Origin of the sequence: Luteibacter sp. UNCMF366Tsu5.1, from assembly GCF_900119235.1 — a bacterium.
Taxonomy (GTDB): Bacteria; Pseudomonadota; Gammaproteobacteria; order Xanthomonadales; family Rhodanobacteraceae; genus Luteibacter; species Luteibacter flocculans.
In genome coordinates, this window is sequence record NZ_FPIS01000002.1 from 464670 (window position 1) to 481493 (window position 16824).

21 protein-coding genes and 1 riboswitch are annotated in these 16824 nt (G+C 67.3%); of the genes, 17 read left to right on the plus strand and 4 right to left on the minus strand.

Annotated elements, in window-relative coordinates; translation table 11 throughout:
* Positions 1-2: 2 nt before the first annotated feature.
* The 3 genes from nrdR to BT115_RS11250 are packed head-to-tail and all read left to right on the plus strand — an operon-like array spanning position 3 to position 2631.
* Positions 3-518, plus strand: coding sequence for a transcriptional regulator NrdR (gene nrdR / locus BT115_RS11240; RefSeq protein ID WP_072322695.1), 516 nt, complete (start codon positions 3-5; stop codon positions 516-518).
* A 38-nt stretch (positions 519-556) separates the two neighbouring features.
* A complete protein-coding gene (gene ribD, locus BT115_RS11245) occupies positions 557-1639 on the plus strand; it encodes a bifunctional diaminohydroxyphosphoribosylaminopyrimidine deaminase/5-amino-6-(5-phosphoribosylamino)uracil reductase RibD (RefSeq protein WP_072322696.1) in 1083 nt (360 codons plus the stop codon).
* On the plus strand, positions 1636-2631 hold the full coding sequence (locus BT115_RS11250) for a Gfo/Idh/MocA family protein (protein WP_072322697.1): 996 nt from the start codon (positions 1636-1638) through the stop codon (positions 2629-2631). The genes ribD and BT115_RS11250 overlap by 4 nt, the downstream gene beginning before the upstream one ends.
* 90 nt (positions 2632-2721) lie before the next feature.
* Positions 2722-2870: riboswitch (FMN riboswitch) on the plus strand.
* Here the strand turns inward: BT115_RS11250 and BT115_RS18950 are convergent.
* On the minus strand, positions 2844-2966 hold the full coding sequence (locus tag BT115_RS18950; RefSeq protein ID WP_255369407.1) for a hypothetical protein: 123 nt from the start codon (positions 2964-2966) through the stop codon (positions 2844-2846). Its footprint overlaps the riboswitch before it by 27 nt.
* Positions 2967-2994: 28 nt before the next feature.
* Between BT115_RS18950 and BT115_RS11255 the strand changes: the two genes are divergently transcribed.
* The 8 genes from BT115_RS11255 (at position 2995) to BT115_RS11290 (ending at position 9152) form a co-directional block, all read left to right on the plus strand.
* On the plus strand, positions 2995-3636 hold the full coding sequence (locus BT115_RS11255) for a riboflavin synthase (RefSeq protein ID WP_072322698.1): 642 nt from the start codon (positions 2995-2997) through the stop codon (positions 3634-3636).
* A 14-nt stretch (positions 3637-3650) separates the two neighbouring features.
* On the plus strand, positions 3651-4745 hold the full coding sequence (gene ribBA / locus BT115_RS11260) for a bifunctional 3,4-dihydroxy-2-butanone-4-phosphate synthase/GTP cyclohydrolase II (protein ID WP_072322699.1): 1095 nt from the start codon (positions 3651-3653) through the stop codon (positions 4743-4745).
* Between the two features lie 5 nt (positions 4746-4750).
* The gene (ldcA, locus tag BT115_RS11265; protein WP_072323173.1) at positions 4751-5680 is read left to right on the plus strand and encodes a muramoyltetrapeptide carboxypeptidase; all 930 of its coding nucleotides are present in this window, start codon (positions 4751-4753) and stop codon (positions 5678-5680) included.
* A 46-nt stretch (positions 5681-5726) separates the two neighbouring features.
* The gene (gene ribE / locus BT115_RS11270) at positions 5727-6194 is read left to right on the plus strand and encodes a 6,7-dimethyl-8-ribityllumazine synthase (RefSeq protein WP_072322700.1); all 468 of its coding nucleotides are present in this window, start codon (positions 5727-5729) and stop codon (positions 6192-6194) included.
* Entirely contained in the window at positions 6191-6637 is a 447-nt protein-coding gene (nusB, locus tag BT115_RS11275) for a transcription antitermination factor NusB (RefSeq protein ID WP_072322701.1), read from the plus strand. The genes ribE and nusB overlap by 4 nt, the downstream gene beginning before the upstream one ends.
* An 87-nt stretch (positions 6638-6724) precedes the next feature.
* Positions 6725-7678 carry a thiamine-phosphate kinase gene (gene thiL / locus BT115_RS11280; protein WP_072322702.1) on the plus strand — a complete coding sequence of 318 codons (954 nt, stop codon included), beginning with the start codon at positions 6725-6727 and terminating at the stop codon, positions 7676-7678.
* On the plus strand, positions 7675-8175 hold the full coding sequence (locus BT115_RS11285) for a phosphatidylglycerophosphatase A family protein (protein ID WP_072322703.1): 501 nt from the start codon (positions 7675-7677) through the stop codon (positions 8173-8175). Before thiL ends, BT115_RS11285 begins: the two co-directional genes overlap by 4 nt.
* An 8-nt stretch (positions 8176-8183) precedes the next feature.
* Entirely contained in the window at positions 8184-9152 is a 969-nt protein-coding gene (locus tag BT115_RS11290; RefSeq protein ID WP_072322704.1) for a potassium channel beta subunit family protein, read from the plus strand.
* 482 nt (positions 9153-9634) lie between these two features.
* Here BT115_RS11290 and BT115_RS11295 read toward each other — a convergent pair whose 3' ends face one another.
* Positions 9635-10369, minus strand: a complete 735-nt coding sequence (locus BT115_RS11295) for a 16S rRNA (uracil(1498)-N(3))-methyltransferase (RefSeq protein ID WP_072322705.1) — start codon at positions 10367-10369, stop codon at positions 9635-9637.
* Between the two features lie 82 nt (positions 10370-10451).
* Here BT115_RS11295 and BT115_RS11300 point away from each other — a divergent pair, with 82 nt between their 5' ends.
* On the plus strand, positions 10452-11078 hold the full coding sequence (locus BT115_RS11300) for a 2-hydroxychromene-2-carboxylate isomerase (protein ID WP_072322706.1): 627 nt from the start codon (positions 10452-10454) through the stop codon (positions 11076-11078).
* A 7-nt stretch (positions 11079-11085) separates the two neighbouring features.
* On the opposite strand, the gene BT115_RS11305 is transcribed toward BT115_RS11300, so the two are convergent.
* Positions 11086-12456 (minus strand): adenosylmethionine--8-amino-7-oxononanoate transaminase, encoded by a 1371-nt coding sequence (locus tag BT115_RS11305; protein WP_072322707.1) that lies wholly within the window; start codon positions 12454-12456, stop codon positions 11086-11088.
* A gap of 26 nt (positions 12457-12482) precedes the next feature.
* Here BT115_RS11305 and gspN point away from each other — a divergent pair, with 26 nt between their 5' ends.
* The 5 genes from gspN to mazG are packed head-to-tail and all read left to right on the plus strand — an operon-like array spanning position 12483 to position 16213.
* Positions 12483-13256, plus strand: a complete 774-nt coding sequence (gene gspN / locus BT115_RS11310) for a type II secretion system protein N (RefSeq protein ID WP_072322708.1) — start codon at positions 12483-12485, stop codon at positions 13254-13256.
* Positions 13253-14053 (plus strand): inositol monophosphatase family protein, encoded by an 801-nt coding sequence (locus BT115_RS11315; RefSeq protein WP_072322709.1) that lies wholly within the window; start codon positions 13253-13255, stop codon positions 14051-14053. Before gspN ends, BT115_RS11315 begins: the two co-directional genes overlap by 4 nt.
* The gene (nudE, locus tag BT115_RS11320) at positions 14050-14607 is read left to right on the plus strand and encodes an ADP compounds hydrolase NudE (protein WP_072322710.1); all 558 of its coding nucleotides are present in this window, start codon (positions 14050-14052) and stop codon (positions 14605-14607) included. Before BT115_RS11315 ends, nudE begins: the two co-directional genes overlap by 4 nt.
* Positions 14604-15422 carry a 3'(2'),5'-bisphosphate nucleotidase CysQ gene (gene cysQ / locus BT115_RS11325; RefSeq protein WP_072322711.1) on the plus strand — a complete coding sequence of 273 codons (819 nt, stop codon included), beginning with the start codon at positions 14604-14606 and terminating at the stop codon, positions 15420-15422. Before nudE ends, cysQ begins: the two co-directional genes overlap by 4 nt.
* Entirely contained in the window at positions 15419-16213 is a 795-nt protein-coding gene (gene mazG / locus BT115_RS11330; RefSeq protein WP_143144539.1) for a nucleoside triphosphate pyrophosphohydrolase, read from the plus strand. Before cysQ ends, mazG begins: the two co-directional genes overlap by 4 nt.
* A gap of 94 nt (positions 16214-16307) precedes the next feature.
* On the opposite strand, the gene BT115_RS11335 is transcribed toward mazG, so the two are convergent.
* On the minus strand, positions 16308-16817 hold the full coding sequence (locus BT115_RS11335; RefSeq protein ID WP_072322712.1) for a hypothetical protein: 510 nt from the start codon (positions 16815-16817) through the stop codon (positions 16308-16310).
* Positions 16818-16824: the final 7 nt, after the last annotated feature.

The following is a 16824-nucleotide window of genomic DNA, read 5'->3' on the forward strand; positions in this document are numbered from 1 at the left end:
CGATGCACTGTCCGTTCTGCCAGCATGAAGACACGCGCGTGATCGACTCCCGTCTTACAGAAGACGGGAGCACGGTGCGTCGGCGTCGTGAATGCCCGCAGTGCGGCGAGCGCTTCAACACGTTCGAAACCGCCGAACTGAAACTGCCCACGGTGGTGAAGTCGGGCGACCGTCGCGAACCGTTCGACGAACATAAGCTGCGCGTGAGCTTCGAGCGCGCTCTGCAGAAGCGGCCGGTGGCGAGCGACGCGGTGGATACGGCCGTGCGCGCCGTCACCAACGACCTGCGTCGCAGCGGCGAGCGCGAGGTGCCCTCGCGCCAGGTCGGCGAGCTGGTGATGCGCGAGCTGAAGAAGCTCGACCAGGTGGCCTACGTGCGATTCGCGTCGGTCTATCGACGCTTCGAGGACGTCCATGCGTTCCGCGAGGAGATCGAGAAGCTGGAGCGCGACCTGCCGTCGCTGGAGGGCCTCCAACTGCCTCTGCTGGAAGCGGCACGGCGCGGCCGCAAGCCCTGATGTCCCGCCCATTCTTTCCCGCCATGGACCATGTCCATATGGCGCATGCGTTGCGTCTTGCTGCGCGCGGACTGCATACCACCCAACCGAATCCCCGCGTCGGCTGCGTCATTGCTCGTGGCGATACGGTGCTTGGTACCGGCTGGCACCAGCGTGCCGGTGAGCCGCATGCGGAGGTGTACGCGTTACGTGAAGCGGGGGACACGGCGCGCGGTGCCACCGCCTACGTGACGCTCGAGCCTTGCGCACACTTCGGTCGCACGCCGCCTTGTGCCGATGCGTTGATCGCTGCTGGCGTGGGGCGTGTGGTGATCGCGCACGAAGACCCGTTCGACAAGGTGGCCGGCGCCGGCATCGAGAAGCTTCGCGCTGCGGGTATCGGGGTGCAGGTGGGCCTGATGCGCGACGCGGCGCACGAGCTGAACATCGGCTTCTTCAGCCGTATCCAGCGCGGTCGCCCCTGGGTACGCGTGAAGCTCGCGATGAGTCTCGATGGTCGCACCGCGCTCGCGGACGGCGCGTCGAAGTGGATCACGGGCGAAGCCGCGCGTGCCGACGTACAGCGCTGGCGCGCACGGGCCTCGGCCATTCTCTCGGCGAGTGGCACGGTACTGGCGGACGATCCGCACCTGTCCGTGCGCCTGCCGGACAACGAGCCCTACGTGCCGCCGCTGCGCGTGGTTCTCGATACCTCGCTGCGCACGCCGGCAAATGCGAAGGTCCTCGACGATGCGGCGCCGAGCGTGCTGTTGCACGCGCCGGATGTGGCAGTGCCCGCCTCGCTTGCTAATGTCGCGCATGCGTCCATTCGTCGTGGCGACGACGGTAGATTGGACCTGCGCGCCGCGCTGCACTGGCTCGCGCAACGCGACGTCAATGAAGTGCACGTGGAAGCCGGTCCGGTGCTGTGCGGCGCGCTGCTGGCGGCCGGGCTGGCCGACGAACTGCTCGTCTACGTGGCGCCGATCCTGCTCGGTCATACGGGCCGCCCGATGCTCACCCTGCCGCCGCTGGACGACATGGCGTCGCGCTGGAAGCTCGACACGGTGGACCGCCGCCAGGTCGGCGACGACACGCGCCTGCAATTGCGCCCGGCTGCCGCGAAGCACGAGGCGGCGTGAACGGGCGCCTCGCCCACGTTCGCTGGGGCATCGTCGGTTGCGGCGCGGTCACCGAGGTCAAGAGCGGTCCTGCCTTTTCGAAAGTCCCCGATTCGTCGCTCGTCGCGGTGATGCGTCGCGATGGCGCCAAGGCGAAGGATTACGCGCAGCGCCATGGTGTACCGCGCTGGTACGACGATGCGGCTGCATTGATCCACGATCCCGAGGTGGATGCGGTGTACGTCGCCACGCCGCCGTCCAGTCATCGCGAATATGCCTTGATGGCGATCGCCGCCGGCAAGCCCGTCTACGTCGAGAAGCCGATGGCGCTCGATCACGCCGAATGCGAGGACATCATCGCTGCAGGCGAAGCGGCGGGCGTGCCGGTCTTCGTGGCCTACTATCGGCGCATGCTGCCGCGCTTCCGGCGCATCGCGGAACTGCTGGCGGACGGCACGATCGGCACACCGCGGCTCGTCCAGGTGCTGCTGCACCATCCGCTGGAGGCGCGTTATCGCGATCCGGCCAACTTGCCGTGGACGGTGCTTCCGGAGATATCCGGTGGCGGCATCTTCGTCGACATCGGCTGCCACACGCTGGATATCCTCGATTTCCTGCTCGGCCCCATCGTGGAGGCGCGCGGCATGGTCTCCCATCAGATGGACGTCTATCCGGCCGAGGACTCCGTGGCGATGGCGTTCCGTTTCGGCAGTGGCGTGCTGGGTACGGGTCTCTGGCAGTTCGGTGCGGACCGTCGCGAAGACCGCGTCGAGATCGTGGGCGACCGCGGGCGGCTGGTCTTTGCCACCTTCGGCGATGGCCCGATCCGCGTCGACGCAGCCAACCGGCAGGAAACCATCCCCATCCCGAATCCCGAACATATCCAGCAACCGCTCATCGAGAGCATCGTGGCCGAGTTGACCGGGAAGGGCCGCTGCCCGTCCACGGCACGCAGCGGCGCGCGCACCAGTTGGGTGATGGATCAGGTGCTTCGTTCCGGTCATCGGCCGTAACGCCGCGTCCAGCCTGTGCCGGCCGGCCGAGGGTGCCGACGCAGGCGTGGTATTCTTGCGCGGCTGGTTTCCCAGGAAGCCGGCCCTCCACAGCGTCTTCAGGGCGGGGTGAGACTCCCCACCGGCGGTAGGTTCCGCGAGGAACGAGCCCGCGAGCGCTCCCGGCCCTTGTCGGGAGGTCAGCAGATCCGGTGCGATGCCGGAGCCGACGGTCACAGTCCGGATGAAAGAAGACGGCGTACGTTCGCTTCCCCAAGCGGGCGTCGCCATGCCTTGGGGCGTTTTTCGCTCACTACTGCGGGAAACGTTTCATGAAAGAACAGCACCAGCGCCATGGCGCCTTCCTCCAGGGAGGCCACTGACATGTTCACCGGCATCATTCAGGCGGTCGGACGCATCGCCCGGCTCGAGCCGCGCGGTGGCGACGTTCGCCTCACCGTGGACACCGCCGATCTCGACATGGCCGACGTCGCTCTTGGCGACAGCATCGCGGTGTCCGGCGTGTGCCTCACCGTGATCTCGTTCGACGCATCGCACTTCGCCGCCGACGTTTCCAACGAGACCCTGGCGCACACCACGCTCGGCAAGCACAAGGCGGGCGATCCGGTGAATCTCGAAAAGGCCTTGCGCCTGGCCGATCGACTCGGCGGTCACCTCGTTTCCGGTCACGTCGACGGCACCGGCAAGGTCGTCTCGGTGCTGCCCGACGCGCGCTCGCAGCGCTGGACGTTCGAAGTCCCCGCGGACCTCGCGCGCTACATCGCGCACAAGGGCTCGGTCTGCATCGATGGCACCAGCCTCACGGTGAATGAAGTCGACGGTCAACGTTTCGGCGTCAACCTTATCCCCCATACCGTGGCACATACGGTATTCGCCGCACGGCGCGCGGGCGATGCGGTGAACATCGAAGTGGACGTCGTTGCCCGCTACGTCGAACGCCTGCTCGCCGCTGGCGGCGGCCCGCGCCTCGACGAGGCTTTCCTGAAACAGCACGGCTTCGCCTGAGCGGACATTCTTCCATGCCTTTCCATACCATCCCCGAGATCGTCGAGGACCTGCGCAACGGGCGCATGGTCGTGATCCTCGACGACGAAGACCGCGAGAACGAAGGCGACATCGTGATGGCGGCCGAGAAAGTGCGGCCGGAAGACGTCAACTTCATGGTGCGCGAAGCGCGCGGTCTGCTCTGCCTCACGCTGACGGAACAGCGCACCCGCCAGCTCGGCCTGAAGCCCATGGTCAGCGACAACAACTCGCCGTACCACACCAACTTCACCGTCTCGATCGAAGCCGCCGAAGGCGTCACCACGGGCATCTCGGCGCACGATCGCGCGCGCACCGTGCAGGTCGCCGTCGCGAAGGATGCCCAGCCGGCCGACATCACGATGCCGGGCCACGTCTTTCCGCTGACGGCGCAGCCGGGCGGCGTGCTCACTCGCGCCGGTCATACGGAAGCGGGTTGCGATCTCGCTGCGCTGGCCGGTCTCGAACCGGCGTCGGTATTGATCGAGATTCTCCACGACGACGGTTCGATGGCCCGCCGTCCGGAACTCGAAGTGTTCGCGGCGAAGCACGGCTTGAAGATCGGCACGATCGCCGACCTGATTCGCTATCGCCTCGAAACGGAAAAGACCGTGACGCGGGTTTTCGAGGACCACGTGGATACCGAATTCGGTCCGTTCCGGCTGGTTGCCTTCCGCGACGCGATCCGCCACGGCCTTCACTTCGCCCTGGTGCGCGGCGACGTTTTGAACGGCGAACCGGTGCTGACCCGCGTCCACATGCGCAATACGTTGTCCGATGTGCTGCATCTGAAGCGCGACGATCTCGGCCAGACCGTGACCGACGCGCTGCGCCGCATCGACGCGGAAGATCGCGGCGTGCTGCTGGTGCTGTCGGGCGACGACACGGCCGAGGCGCTGCTGGGGCGGCTGAAACAGGAGAGCGCACCCATGCCTGCGCCCAAGGACGACCAGGAATGGCGTCAGCTTGGCCTCGGCGCACAGATCCTCGCCGACCTGGGCGTGACGCGCCTGCGCGTGATGGGCACGCCACGCAAGTTCGTCGGCATTGCCGGCTTCGGCCTTGAAGTGGTGGAGCAGGTCGCGGGATGAGTTCCATGCCCAGCTACGACATCCGCCTGATTGCGCCCTCCGGCTACCCGCACAACCCCGAGGCCATGCATCGCGGCATCGCCCGGCTCGAGGCGGCCGGTCATCGCGTGAGCGGCAAGGCCGTGCTCGACCGTCGCGAGCTGCGTTTCGCTGGCAGCGATGCCGAGCGTGCCGCCGACTTCACGGCGTTGTGCGATGCCTCGCACCCGCTGCCTGACATCGTGCTCGCCGTTCGCGGTGGCTACGGCGCGCACCCGCTGTTGCCGATGCTCGATTACGCCGCGCTAGGCGATCGGTTGCGCGATGCGCCGGTCTCGCTCGTGGGGCACAGCGATTTCACCGCGCTGCAGTGTGCGCTGTATGCGAAGAGCGGCATCGTGACCTTCGGCGGCCCCATGCTTGGTCCCGACTTCGGCGCGCCCGAGCTTGATGCGCTCACTTGGGCGCACTTCTGGCGCACCCTCGGCCAGGACGAAGGTGCGGCCGAGTGGGCGACACCCGAAACGGCGGACCTGAGCGCCGAGGGCACGCTGTGGGGTGGCAACCTCGCGATGCTCGGCGGCCTCGTCGGTTCCCCCTATTTCCCCGCGATCGACGGCGGGCTGCTGTTCATCGAGGACATCGCCGAGCCGCCCTACCGCGTCGAACGCATGCTCTACCACCTGCTGCATGCAGGCGTGCTCGGTCGGCAGAAGGCTTTGCTGGTGGGCGATTTCACGGGGTATCGGGTGGCCGAGTACGACAACGGCTACGACGTGGACATCGCCCTCGATCGCATCGCCCAGGCGGCCGGCATTCCCCTGGTACGCGGCCTGCCGTTCGGCCACGGCCCCGCCAAGTTCACCTTGCCGTTTGGCGCCGAAGCCCGCCTTTCCGTCGCCGACGGCCAGGCCGTCCTGCGCTTCAGCGGCCACCCCAGGCCGAAAACCCCGTAAAATACCCGGTCGCGCGGCGGCCGATTCGCCACAGGACTTTCCCAGCATGAAGATCATCGAAGGCGATTTCGCCACTCCCAAGGGCCGCTTCGCGATCGTCGCGGGCCGTTTCAACGCGTTCGTCGTCGAGCCCCTGGTCCAGGGTGCGCGCGACGCGCTGGTCCGCCACGGTGTGAAGGACGACGCGATCGACCTCATCCGCGTACCGGGTGCCTGGGAAATCGCGCAGGCGGCGTACAAGGTTGCGAACAACGGCGGTTACGCTGCCGTGATCGGCCTCGGCGCGGTCATCCGTGGCTCGACGCCGCACTTCGACTACGTGGCCGGTGAAGCCGCGAAGGGCCTCGGCCAGGCCGCCTACGTCTCCGGCGTACCGGTGTGCTTCGGTGTGCTCACCACCGACAGCATCGAGCAGGCGATCGAGCGGGCCGGCACCAAGGCCGGCAACAAGGGTGCCGACGCCGCCATGGTCGCCATCGAAATGGTCAACCTCTACGCGAAGCTCGGCGTATGAACACGCCTCCTCACGGTATCGACCTGGCCGCGCGCTCGCGCGCCCGTCGCCGTGCCCTCCAGGCGCTGTATGCCTGGCAGGTCGGCGGCAGCAAGATGACCGGCGTGATCGATCAGTTCCGCCACGAGCAGGACATGGAAGTGGCCGACCTCGAATACTTCGAGGACATCCTGCGTGGCGTGGAACAGCACGTGCAGGAGCTCGACGACGGCATCAAACCGTTCGTCGATCGCGAAGTGGAGCAGATCGATCCCATCGAGCGTGCCGCGCTGCGCATGGGCGCCTACGAGTTGAAGTACCGCCCGGACGTGCCGTACCGCGTCGTCATCAACGAAGCCGTGGAAGCCACCAGGCGCTTCGGTGCCGATCATGGCCACAGCTACGTGAATGGTGTGCTCGACAAACTCGCGACACATTGGCGTACGGCCGAGAAGCGATCCTGACCGAGGACGACGTCGGGTCGGCTCGCTGAGCCCTCCCGACTCCCCGGGCGCCGCGACCCCGCGCGCTTTCTTCGCCAAGGACACCGCATGGAATTCGACCTGATCGACCGCATTCGCCGGCATACGGAAGTCAATCGCGACGATGTGGTGAAAGGCATAGGCGACGACGCCGCCGTGGTCGCCGTGCCGGCCGGTCGCGAACTCGCCATCGCCGTCGACACCCTCGTCGAGGGCGTTCATTTCCCGGCCGGTACCGCCGCCGCCGATATCGGCTGGAAGGCGTTGGCCGTCAATCTTTCCGATCTTGCCGCCATGGGTGCCACGCCCGCCTGGGCCTTGCTCGCGCTCACGACGCCGGATGCCGACGCGGCCTTTTTCGATGGTCTGGCGTGTGGCTTCGCCGAGTTGGCGACCCCGTATCGCCTCGCGCTGATCGGTGGCGATACCACCCGCGGTCCCCTGACCGTGACAGTCGCCGTGCATGGCTTCACCGCGCCAGGCGAAGCGCTGCTGCGCTCGGGCGCACGCGTGGGCGACGTGGTGATGGTGACGGGCACGCTGGGCGATGCGGCCGCTGGGTTGCGTTGTCTCGCCGAGGCCGATGTGTCGCCGTATGCCGCGCTCGTCGAACGGCTCAATCGGCCGACCCCGCGTGTCTCCGCGGGGCAGGCGCTGCGTGGTCTCGCCACCGCGTGCATCGACGTGTCGGACGGGCTCGTTGCCGACCTCGGGCATATCTGCGCCGCCAGCGGTGTCGGCGTCGACGTGGAGGCGGCCATGCTGCCCCGCTCGTCCGCGTTGCTCACGCACTTTGCCGACGCCGATGCCCTGGATTTCGCGCTGGGCGGCGGCGATGACTACGAACTCTGTTTTACCGTGCCCGCCGATCTCGCGGGTGAAGCGGGTGCCACGCTCGCGCGCCTCGGCTGCGGCGCCACTCGGATTGGTCGCGTGGTCGAAGGCGCCGGCGTGCGTGTGTTGGACGAGCACGGTCAGGTCTACGAACCGGCACGCGCCGGCTGGAACCACTTCGCCGCATGAGCACGAAATACGTCCTCGACCCAGCCGATCGGCGTCGCTTGCTCGCATCGCCGGCCGGATGGCTCGCCTGCGGATTCGGCTCGGGCCTCACGCCCAAGGCTCAGGGCACGTTCGGTTCACTCGCGGCGCTGCTGCCGTGGTGCCTGCTGCGCGACCTCAGCGTTCCCGCGTGGCTTGGCGTCATCGTGCTCTCCTTCGCCATCGGCGTATGGGCGTGCGACGTGGCCGGGCGCATCCTCGGTGTGGCGGACCACCGCAGCCTCGTCTGGGATGAATTCGTCGGCCAATGGATCGCCTTGCTGCCGGCGCTGCTCGCGCCGTGGTGGGCGGTGCTTGCGGGCTTCGTGTTGTTTCGCCTCTTCGATGTCTGGAAACCATGGCCGATCGGCTGGTTCGATCGTCGCGTGAAAGGCGGTTTCGGCGTCATGCTCGATGACGCGATCGCTGGCCTCTTTGCCGCCATCGTGCTGTTCCTCGTCCTCCGTCTCGCCACCTGAGGGAATCCATGGAATATCGCCGCCTCGGTTCGACCGGCCTCAAGGTCTCCGCACTGTCCTACGGTGCATGGGTCACGTTCGGCCGCCAGGTAGGACGATCCCAGGCACGCGAACTGATCGCGCTCGCCTACGACCATGGCATCAACTTCTTCGATAACGCCGAAACCTACAACGCAGGCGAAGCGGAGCGGCTGATGGGCGACGTGATCGCCGACCTGCGCCTGCCGCGCGACGCGTACTGCGTATCGAGCAAGGTTTATTTCGGCGCCGTGGAAAACCCGAAGCCGACGCAGCGCGGCCTGTCGCGCAAGCACGTGTTCGATGCCTGCCATCAGGCGCTCGAACGCCTGCGCGTCGACTACCTGGACATGTACTTCTGCCATCGCCCCGATCCCGATACGCCGGTGGCGGAAACCGTGGCGGCGATGGACACCCTCGTGCGCCAGGGCAAGGTGCTCTACTGGGGCACCAGCGAATGGCCGGCGGAGCTGATCGAGGAAGCACAGCAGATCGCTCGCGAGGGTCAGCTCACCGCGCCGTCGATGGAACAGCCGCAATACAACCTGCTGCATCGCGAGCGCGTGGAACAGGAATACGCGCCTTTGTACGAGCGCTACGGCATGGGCACCACGATCTGGTCGCCGCTGGCGTCAGGCTTGCTGACGGGCAAGTACAACGATGGCGTGCCCGACGATTCGCGACTCGGCCACCCGGACTACGCCTGGCTGCGCGAGGCGTTGCTGGAAAACGACGGTGCGCGTTTGCGCACCGTGCGTGCGCTGGCGCCGATCGCCGATGACCTCGGCATCCCGATGTCGCGTCTAGCGCTGGCGTGGTGCCTGAAGCATCCCCACGTGTCCACGGTCATCCTCGGCGCGAGCAAGAACGCGCAGCTCGAGGACAACCTCAAGGCGCTCGATACGGTGGCCTTGCTCGACGATGCGGTGATGCAGCGGATCGACCTCGCGCTGGGCTGACCCCTCCCGCTACCCCGCTTCGTTGGCTTCTCGCCGCTATAGCGGCTCCCACAACGCTGCCTGGATATCGCACCTCCCCCTGTGGGGCCGCCATGGCGGCGAGGGGAGTCTGCTTCACCGCGGCTCCCACAACGCTGCCTGGGTATCGCGCCTCCCCTTGTGGGAGCCGTCATGGCGGCGAGGGGAGTCGGCCTCACCGCGGCTCCCACAACGCTGCCTGGGTATCGCGCCTCCCCTTGTGGGAGCCGCCATGGCGGCGAGGGAAATCTGCCTCACCGCCTCATCGCTCCGTAGGCTTCTCGCCGTTATGGGGCCCCGGTCGTGCTTTTGGCACGTGGCGGCGGTGGGAAATTACCGGTGGGAGCCAGCCTGCTGGCGATGGGAGCTTGCCTCGCTGCTACACCGCTTCGTTGGCTTTTCGCCACCAGGGTGGCTGATACCCTCGCTTTGTTGGTCTCGCCTCCATGGTGGCTACCACCGCTTCAGACGTCGCCGTAGAGCGCCTGCAGTGCTGCGATGGCCGCAAGCCCTGCGGTTTCGGTACGCAGAATCCGAGGACCCAGCTTCAAGCCGGTAAACCCGGCGCCCGCCAGGGCGCTACGGTCGCGCTCGCCGAAACCGCCCTCGGGCCCGATGGCCAGGATCGCCGTGTCCCGGAGCGCCAGCTCGGCAGGCCGCCGCGCACCTTCCTGCAGGAGTGCCAGGCGCATCGGGCCGCCTTCGCCGAGGGACGTCAGCCACGCGGCAAGCGGCACGGCCGGTTCGATCACCGGCACCCGCGCCCGGCCGCTTTGCTCGCACGCGCTGGCTGCCACCGCTCGCCAGTGCGCGAGGCGCTTCTCCGCGCGTGCCGCATCGAGCTTCACTTCCGACCGCTCCGTGAGCAACGGCACGATGCGCGCGATGCCGAGTTCGGTCGCCTTCTGTACGATGAAGTCCATCTTGTCACCGCGCGCCACGCCCTGGGCGAGCGTGAGCGACAGGGGCGATTCGTTACCGACCGCGCGACCTTCCCCCACCTTCGCGACGACATGACGCTTGCCCACCTCGGCGAGCACCGCGTCGTACTCCATGCCGTCGTGGCCCCCGAAGAGCACGACCGGCGCGCCGACCTCCAGCCGCAGCACGCGCGCGACGTGTTCGCCGGCCTGTGCGGGCAGGGCGACGTCCTGTCCGGTCGCGAGGGGCGCGTCGACATGGATGCGGATGGTGCGCATGGTGTGCCTCAGATCACGAAACGTCCATTGTAGCGAGGGGCGAGGGCGGCTATGGTCGCTGAAGTCGCGGAGGAGGCCGTGCATGCCGATCGCTTGGTACTTCGATTTCGTTTCGATGTTTTCCTGGCTGCAATGGCCCGCCATTCGTGAACTCGCCGAAAAGCGCGAGGTAACGCTTCGGCCGATCCTGTTGGGTGCGCTGCTCAAGCAGATGGACCAGCGCGGTCCCGCCGAGATCTCACGCAAACGCGAATTCACCTATCGCTACGCACTGTGGCGTGCGCGGCGCGACGGCGTGCCCCTGCGGTTCCCGCCAGCCCATCCTTTCAATCCGCTGCCGGCCTTGCGGCTGTGCATCGCCGCGGGGACCACACTGGATGCCGTGGGCTCGATCTTCGAATGGATATGGGCCCACGGACGCGCGGCGGACACGGCCGAGGCCCTCGCGCCCCTGGCGGCATCGCTCGGCATCGACGACCTGCACGCGGCACTGGCCGCCGCCGAGGTGAAGGCCGCTCTGCAGGCCAACTTCGAGGAAGCCATGCGCCAGCAGGTCTACGGCGTGCCCACGCTCGCGATCGGCGACGAACTGTTCTGGGGCTCCGACGCGCACGCGTTTGCGATGGACTACCTCGCTCACCCCGAGATGTTCGCCGAAGGAGAAATGGCCCGGCTCGGTGCGCTGCCCATCGGGCTGTCGCGGCTGTGACCGGCAGCTAGGCGACAGCCTTTTCGATGCCTGCGATGGCGGTATCGACCATGAAGTCGATCTCCGCCTCGTTCACCACGTAGGGCGGCATGAAATACACCACGTTGCCCAGCGGGCGCAGCAGCGCGCCCTGCGCAAGACCGTGCCGATACACACGCAAGCCGCGCCGATCGGCCGCAGGAAACGGCGTGCGCGTGGCCTTGTCGGCCACCAGTTCCACCGCGGCGATCATGCCAGTCTGGCGCACGTCGGCCACGTGCGGATGCGCTGCCAACGGAGCGATGCGCGCCGCCATGTGTGCCGCGAGCTTGCGGTTGCGTTCGATCACCGGATCGTCGCGGAAGATCTTCAACGTGGCCGTCGCTGCACGGCAGGCCAGCGGATTGCCCGTGTAGCTGTGCGAATGGAGAAAGGCCTTGCCGGAGGCATATTCCGCGTAGAACGCCGCATACACGTCCTGGGTGGTGAGCACGGCGGACAGCGGCAGGAAGCCGCCGGTCAGCCCCTTCGACAGGCACATGAAATCGGGCGAGACGCCTGCCTGCTCGCAGGCGAAGAGCGTGCCTGTGCGACCGAAGCCCACGGCGATCTCGTCGGCGATGAAATGCACCTGAAATTCGTCGCACAAGGCGCGCAGGCCGGTGAGGTACGAGGCGTCGTACATGCGCATGCCGCCGGCGCACTGCACCAGCGGTTCGACGATGACCGCGCAGGTCTCGTGGGCGTGGCGTTCCAACAGTGCGCGCATGTCGCCGAGGCGCCGCGCCGCAACCTCTTTGGGGGTCTCGCCGGGCTCGCCTTCGTAGGCATCGGGTGAGGGCGCCAGTTCGGGCGTGAGCAGCAGCGGTGCATAGGTCTTGCGGTAGAGCGCTACGTCGCTGACCGAGAGCGCGCCGAGCGTTTCGCCGTGGTAGCTGCCGGTCAGGGCGATGAAGCGGGTCTTCTCGCCGTGGCCGCGATTGAGCCAGTAGTGGAAGCTCATCTTCAGCGCGACCTCGATCGCCGCCGAGCCGTTATCGGCGAGGAACACGCGGTCGAGCCCGGGCGGCGTGATCCGAACCAGTTCTTCGGCCAGTTCCAGCGCCGGCTCATGCGTGAAACCGGCGAAGATTACATGTTCCAGGCGATCCAGCTGGTCTTTCAAGGCGGCGCCGATGCGCGGTTCGGCGTGGCCGAACAGGTTGGTCCACCAGGAGCTGACCGCGTCGAGGTAGCGCCGTCCGTCGGCGCCGACCAGCCATGCCCCTTCACCACCCACGACGGGTACCATGGGCAGGGTTTCGTGGTCGTGCATCTGGGTGCACGGGTGCCACAGGACGGAAAGATCGCGTGCGACGAAAGTATCGACGTCGAGTGCAGTAAAACGGGCATCGGTCATCCGCCGATGATAGACGAGGTGATGGTTTGAAGTGGTTTCGCAGGATCGCCCTGGCCGTCGCCTTGCTCGTGGCGGCCGCTGGCCTGTTCTACTGGTTCATGCCCGCAAGCGTGGCGGTTCCGTTCCTTGCCGCGCGCACGCATGGGCTGGTGTTCGGCGACGTGTCCGGCTCGCTCTGGGATGGCCGCGCGGCGCGCGTTGCCACGGCCGACGGCCGTGAGCTGGGCACCCTGAACTGGCAGCTTGGCCGGGGGGTGATCCTTGGTCGCCTGCGCCTGGACTTCCACCTTGAGGGGCGGGCGGGGCGCGTCGAGGGCCACGTCGAACGCGGCGACGGGGATCGCATGACCTGGACCGGCTTCGACTTCCGCCTCGATGCCGCGGCGCTCGCCGGTCCCGCCCTCTCGGCCGAACTCGTGCCGATGGGCGTGGTGGAAGGCCGGATCCCGCACGCGGAATGGCAGGGCAACTGGCCGCTGGCGCTCAATGCGGCCATCGACTGGCGGAAGGCCGCCGTGCGCACGCCGGAGGGTCACGTGGCGCTCGGTGACATCGGCATCAAGGCGCGGAGCGACGACGGTGTGCTTCGCGCCACCGTGGCCGACGATGGCACCGGCTCGCTTGCGACGGATGCGGCGCTCGCCGCATCGCCGCTCGGCTGGCGAATGCAGGGCCGACTCGTGCCGCGCGTGGCCGACACGGCGCTTTCGCACCTCATCGCGCGTTTCGGTCCCATGGGCCGCGACGGTACCGTCAACCTTCAACGCAAGGCGGGGCTCGCGCCCACGATCAACCCATGAGCGACATCCTGGACAAGGCACTCGGTGCCGCGCGCGAAGCGGCTGGCGCCGCCGCGGAGATCATCCTGCACTACTGGCGCACCGGCGTGGACGTGGTGGTGAAGGGCGACGACACACCCGTCACCGTCGCCGATCGCGAGGCGGAGATGGCGATACGCGGCATCCTCGCCGCTGCGCTGCCCGAGGCCGGCATCTATGGTGAGGAATACGGCGCGGACGACGTATCGCGCGAGTGGCTCTGGTTGGTGGACCCGCTCGATGGCACCAAGAGCTTCGTCCGCCGCACGCCGTTTTTTTCCACGCAGATCGCGCTCATGCATCGGGGCGAACTGGTGCTCGGCGTATCGTCAGCGCCTCTGTACGACGAGCGCATGTGGGCCGTACGCGGACGCGGTGCGTTTCTCGACGGCCAGCGCGTGCAGGTGGCCCCGACCGTCGCCATGCGCGACGCCTCGATTTCCACCGGCAATGTGAAGAGTCTGACGGCGGATGCTCGCTGGGACGCACTGGGCGCGATGATCCGCGACAGCAATCGTATCCGCGGGTACGGCGACTTCTGCCATTACCACCTGCTCGCCCGTGGCGGGCTCGATCTCGTGATCGAGTCCGACCTGAATATCCTGGACGTGGCCGCGCTCGCCGTGATCGTGCGCGAAGCCGGTGGCGTCTTCACCGATCTCGACGGCAACGCACCTGACCTCCGCACACGCAGCGTCCTGGCGGGTACGCCCGCCATGCACGCCCAGGCCCTGGAGCGGTTCAGGGCGTCGCTCGGCGGCGCTACAATCGGCGGATGAACAAACGGCCCACGATTCTCGCGACCCGCGATGCGCCCGACAGCCCTCTCCGTAGCGTGGAAGAGGTGGACCTGGAATTTTCCAACGGTGAGCGGCGTACGTATCACCGCCTTAAAGGCAGCGGCTTCGGCGCGGTGCTGATCGTGGCGATGCGCGACCCGGAGACGGTGCTGCTGGTACGCGAGTATGGCGTCGGCGTGGACCGCTACGAGCTCGGCGTGCCCAAGGGCCGGCTGGACCGCGACGAGACGGCCGAACAGGGCGCGAATCGCGAACTGAAGGAAGAGGTCGGCTACGGCGCGCGCCACTTGAAGATTCTCGGCACGCTGTCCCTGTCGCCTTCGTACATGACCCATCTCGCGCACGTCGTGCTCGCCGAGGATCTCTATCCCGAGCGTCTGGAGGGCGATGAACCGGAGGAACTCGAAGTCGTGCCGTGGCGTATCGACCGCCTGCACGAACTGCTCGAACGGGACGACGTCACGGAAGGTCGCTCCATCGCCGCCCTGTTCATGGCCCGCGAGTACCTCGCCGGCCGCTACCGTCCCGCGTGAGCGTCTCGCCAGCTCGCCTGCTCGACCCCGTCTGCGCGATCGCGCGGCAGGCCGCCGAAGCCATCCTTGCGGTCTATGCGCAGGATTTCGACATCGTCTGCAAGGACGACAATTCCCCGGTCACTGCCGCAGACCTCGCCGCGCAACGCGTGATCGAAGACGCGCTGCGCGAACTCACGCCGAACGTCCCGGTGATTTCCGAGGAAGCCGTGGTGGCACCGTGGGCGGAGCGACGCACGTGGCGCCGCTACTGGCTGGTCGATCCGCTCGACGGCACGCGCGAGTTCGTCAAGCGCAATGGGGAGTTCACCGTCAACATCGCGCTGGTGGAAGATCACCGCAGCATTCTCGGCGTGGTGCTCGCGCCAGTGACCGGCGATCTCTATGCGGCTGCCGCAGGGCAGGGCGCATGGCGGCAGCGGACGCTCGACGACGCGCGCGAGCCGCTGCGTACCCGCGTCGCCGAAGGCGTGCTGCGCGTGACCGGTAGCCGTTCGCATGGCAGCGGCCGCACGAAGACGCTGCTCGATCGGCTCGGTGAGCACGAGACGTTCAGTCTGGGTTCGTCGCTGAAGTTCTGCGTGCTCGCGCGCGGCGATGCCGACATCTACCTGCGTCTCGGCGCCACTTCGGAATGGGATACGGCGGCGGCGCAATGCGTGCTCGAAGAAGCAGGCGGTGCGGTGCTCGATCTTGCCGGCCGTCCCTTCCGCTACAACACGCGCGACTCGCTCATCAATCCCGAATTCATTGCCTGCGGCGATCCGGCGATCGACTGGACCCGCCGGCTCATCGACCCGGAAGACCCCGCGTGACACGCACCGTCGACGAACTGATCGCGATCATGGCCCGCCTGCGCGATCCCGAGAACGGGTGTCCCTGGGATGTGCGGCAGGATTTTGCGTCCATTGCGCCGTACACGATCGAGGAAGCGTACGAGGTCGCCGATGCCATCGATCGCGGCGACATGCACGATCTTCGCGACGAACTCGGTGACCTTCTGTTGCAAGTGGTCTTTCATTCGCGCATGGCGGAAGAGCAGGGCCAGTTCGCCTTCGAGGACGTCGTCGCGTCGATCTGCGACAAGATGGTGCGTCGCCATCCGCACGTCTTCGGCGACACCGCACACGAGAGCGACAGCGCGCGTTCGCGCGACTGGGACCGCCTCAAGGCGGAAGAGCGCGCAGCGAAGGGAAGCAGCGATACCAGCGCACTTGCCGGCATCTCCCGCGGCCTGCCCGAGTGGCAGCGTGCGGTGAAATTGCAGAAGCGCGCGGCAAACGTCGGCTTCGACTGGCCGGACTACCGACCCGTGCTCGACAAGATCGCGGAGGAATTGGAAGAAGTTCGCCACGAGTTCGCACACGGCGCCGACGAAGAGCGCCTCGCCGACGAAATCGGCGACGTGCTGTTTGTCGCCGCCAATCTGGCACGTCATGCGAAGGTGGACGTATCGCGCGCATTGCGCGGTGCGAACGCGAAGTTCGAACGCCGCTTCCGCGCGATGGAAGCCATCGCCGCGACCGAAGGCCGGGAGTTGTCGTCGTATTCGCTCGACGAGCAGGAAGGCTTGTGGGCACGCGTGAAGCGCGAAGGCGTGGGCTAGCAGCGAAAGGTTTTTGCCGAATCGGCGCTCTGGTAGGAGCCGCCATGGCGGCTCCTACAAAAGAAGGCGGGGCGATGGGCCCCGCCTTGTTACATCACTTCGCGCTGGCAGACTTCGCGGCTGCGCGGTCCTGCATGCGCTGCTTGTCCTGGTGGCGCTTCTGGTCCTGGGCGAGGCTCTCGTCGAGGCTCTTGCGCATCGTGGCGATCGCTGCATCCACATTTTGCGGCTGCATCTGTGCGCGAGCCAGATGGCGGTACGCGTAGTCGCGCACCATCGGGTTCTGCGACTTCGCCAGCACCTCGTTGTACAGCGCCGGGAGTTCCTTGCTGCGTCCGCTGGCGATGTAGAGGCGTTCCAGCGAGCGCAGGTCGCCGATCACACCGGCGTTGCGCATGTCGCCGTGACCATGACGGCCCCAGCCGCCGCGGTCGTGATCGCCGCCATGGCCCCACTTCGGACCCTGCGGTGGGTTGGCGGGCTGGGCCCCGCGCGCCGCAGGTGCGGGCGGAGCGGGCGGAGCGGCGTCCTGCGCGACGGCAAAGGCAGTCGAGCCGGCGAGGAGGAGGGCGGCGGCACTGGCGAGAAGGGTCTTGCGTTGCATACGGTGG

Coding starts and splice junctions, on each gene's coding strand:
- nrdR (WP_072322695.1), top strand. CDS start 3: ATGCACTGTCCGTTCTGCCAGCATGAAGACACGCGCGTGATCGACTCC.
- ribD (WP_072322696.1), top strand. CDS start 557: ATGGCGCATGCGTTGCGTCTTGCTGCGCGCGGACTGCATACCACCCAA.
- BT115_RS18950 (WP_255369407.1), bottom strand. CDS start 2,966: ATGGCGCTGGTGCTGTTCTTTCATGAAACGTTTCCCGCAGTAGTGAGC.
- BT115_RS11255 (WP_072322698.1), top strand. CDS start 2,995: ATGTTCACCGGCATCATTCAGGCGGTCGGACGCATCGCCCGGCTCGAG.
- ribBA (WP_072322699.1), top strand. CDS start 3,651: ATGCCTTTCCATACCATCCCCGAGATCGTCGAGGACCTGCGCAACGGG.
- ldcA (WP_072323173.1), top strand. CDS start 4,751: ATGCCCAGCTACGACATCCGCCTGATTGCGCCCTCCGGCTACCCGCAC.
- ribE (WP_072322700.1), top strand. CDS start 5,727: ATGAAGATCATCGAAGGCGATTTCGCCACTCCCAAGGGCCGCTTCGCG.
- nusB (WP_072322701.1), top strand. CDS start 6,191: ATGAACACGCCTCCTCACGGTATCGACCTGGCCGCGCGCTCGCGCGCC.
- thiL (WP_072322702.1), top strand. CDS start 6,725: ATGGAATTCGACCTGATCGACCGCATTCGCCGGCATACGGAAGTCAAT.
- BT115_RS11285 (WP_072322703.1), top strand. CDS start 7,675: ATGAGCACGAAATACGTCCTCGACCCAGCCGATCGGCGTCGCTTGCTC.
- BT115_RS11290 (WP_072322704.1), top strand. CDS start 8,184: ATGGAATATCGCCGCCTCGGTTCGACCGGCCTCAAGGTCTCCGCACTG.
- BT115_RS11295 (WP_072322705.1), bottom strand. CDS start 10,369: ATGCGCACCATCCGCATCCATGTCGACGCGCCCCTCGCGACCGGACAG.
- BT115_RS11300 (WP_072322706.1), top strand. CDS start 10,452: ATGCCGATCGCTTGGTACTTCGATTTCGTTTCGATGTTTTCCTGGCTG.
- BT115_RS11305 (WP_072322707.1), bottom strand. CDS start 12,456: ATGACCGATGCCCGTTTTACTGCACTCGACGTCGATACTTTCGTCGCA.
- BT115_RS11315 (WP_072322709.1), top strand. CDS start 13,253: ATGAGCGACATCCTGGACAAGGCACTCGGTGCCGCGCGCGAAGCGGCT.
- nudE (WP_072322710.1), top strand. CDS start 14,050: ATGAACAAACGGCCCACGATTCTCGCGACCCGCGATGCGCCCGACAGC.
- BT115_RS11335 (WP_072322712.1), bottom strand. CDS start 16,817: ATGCAACGCAAGACCCTTCTCGCCAGTGCCGCCGCCCTCCTCCTCGCC.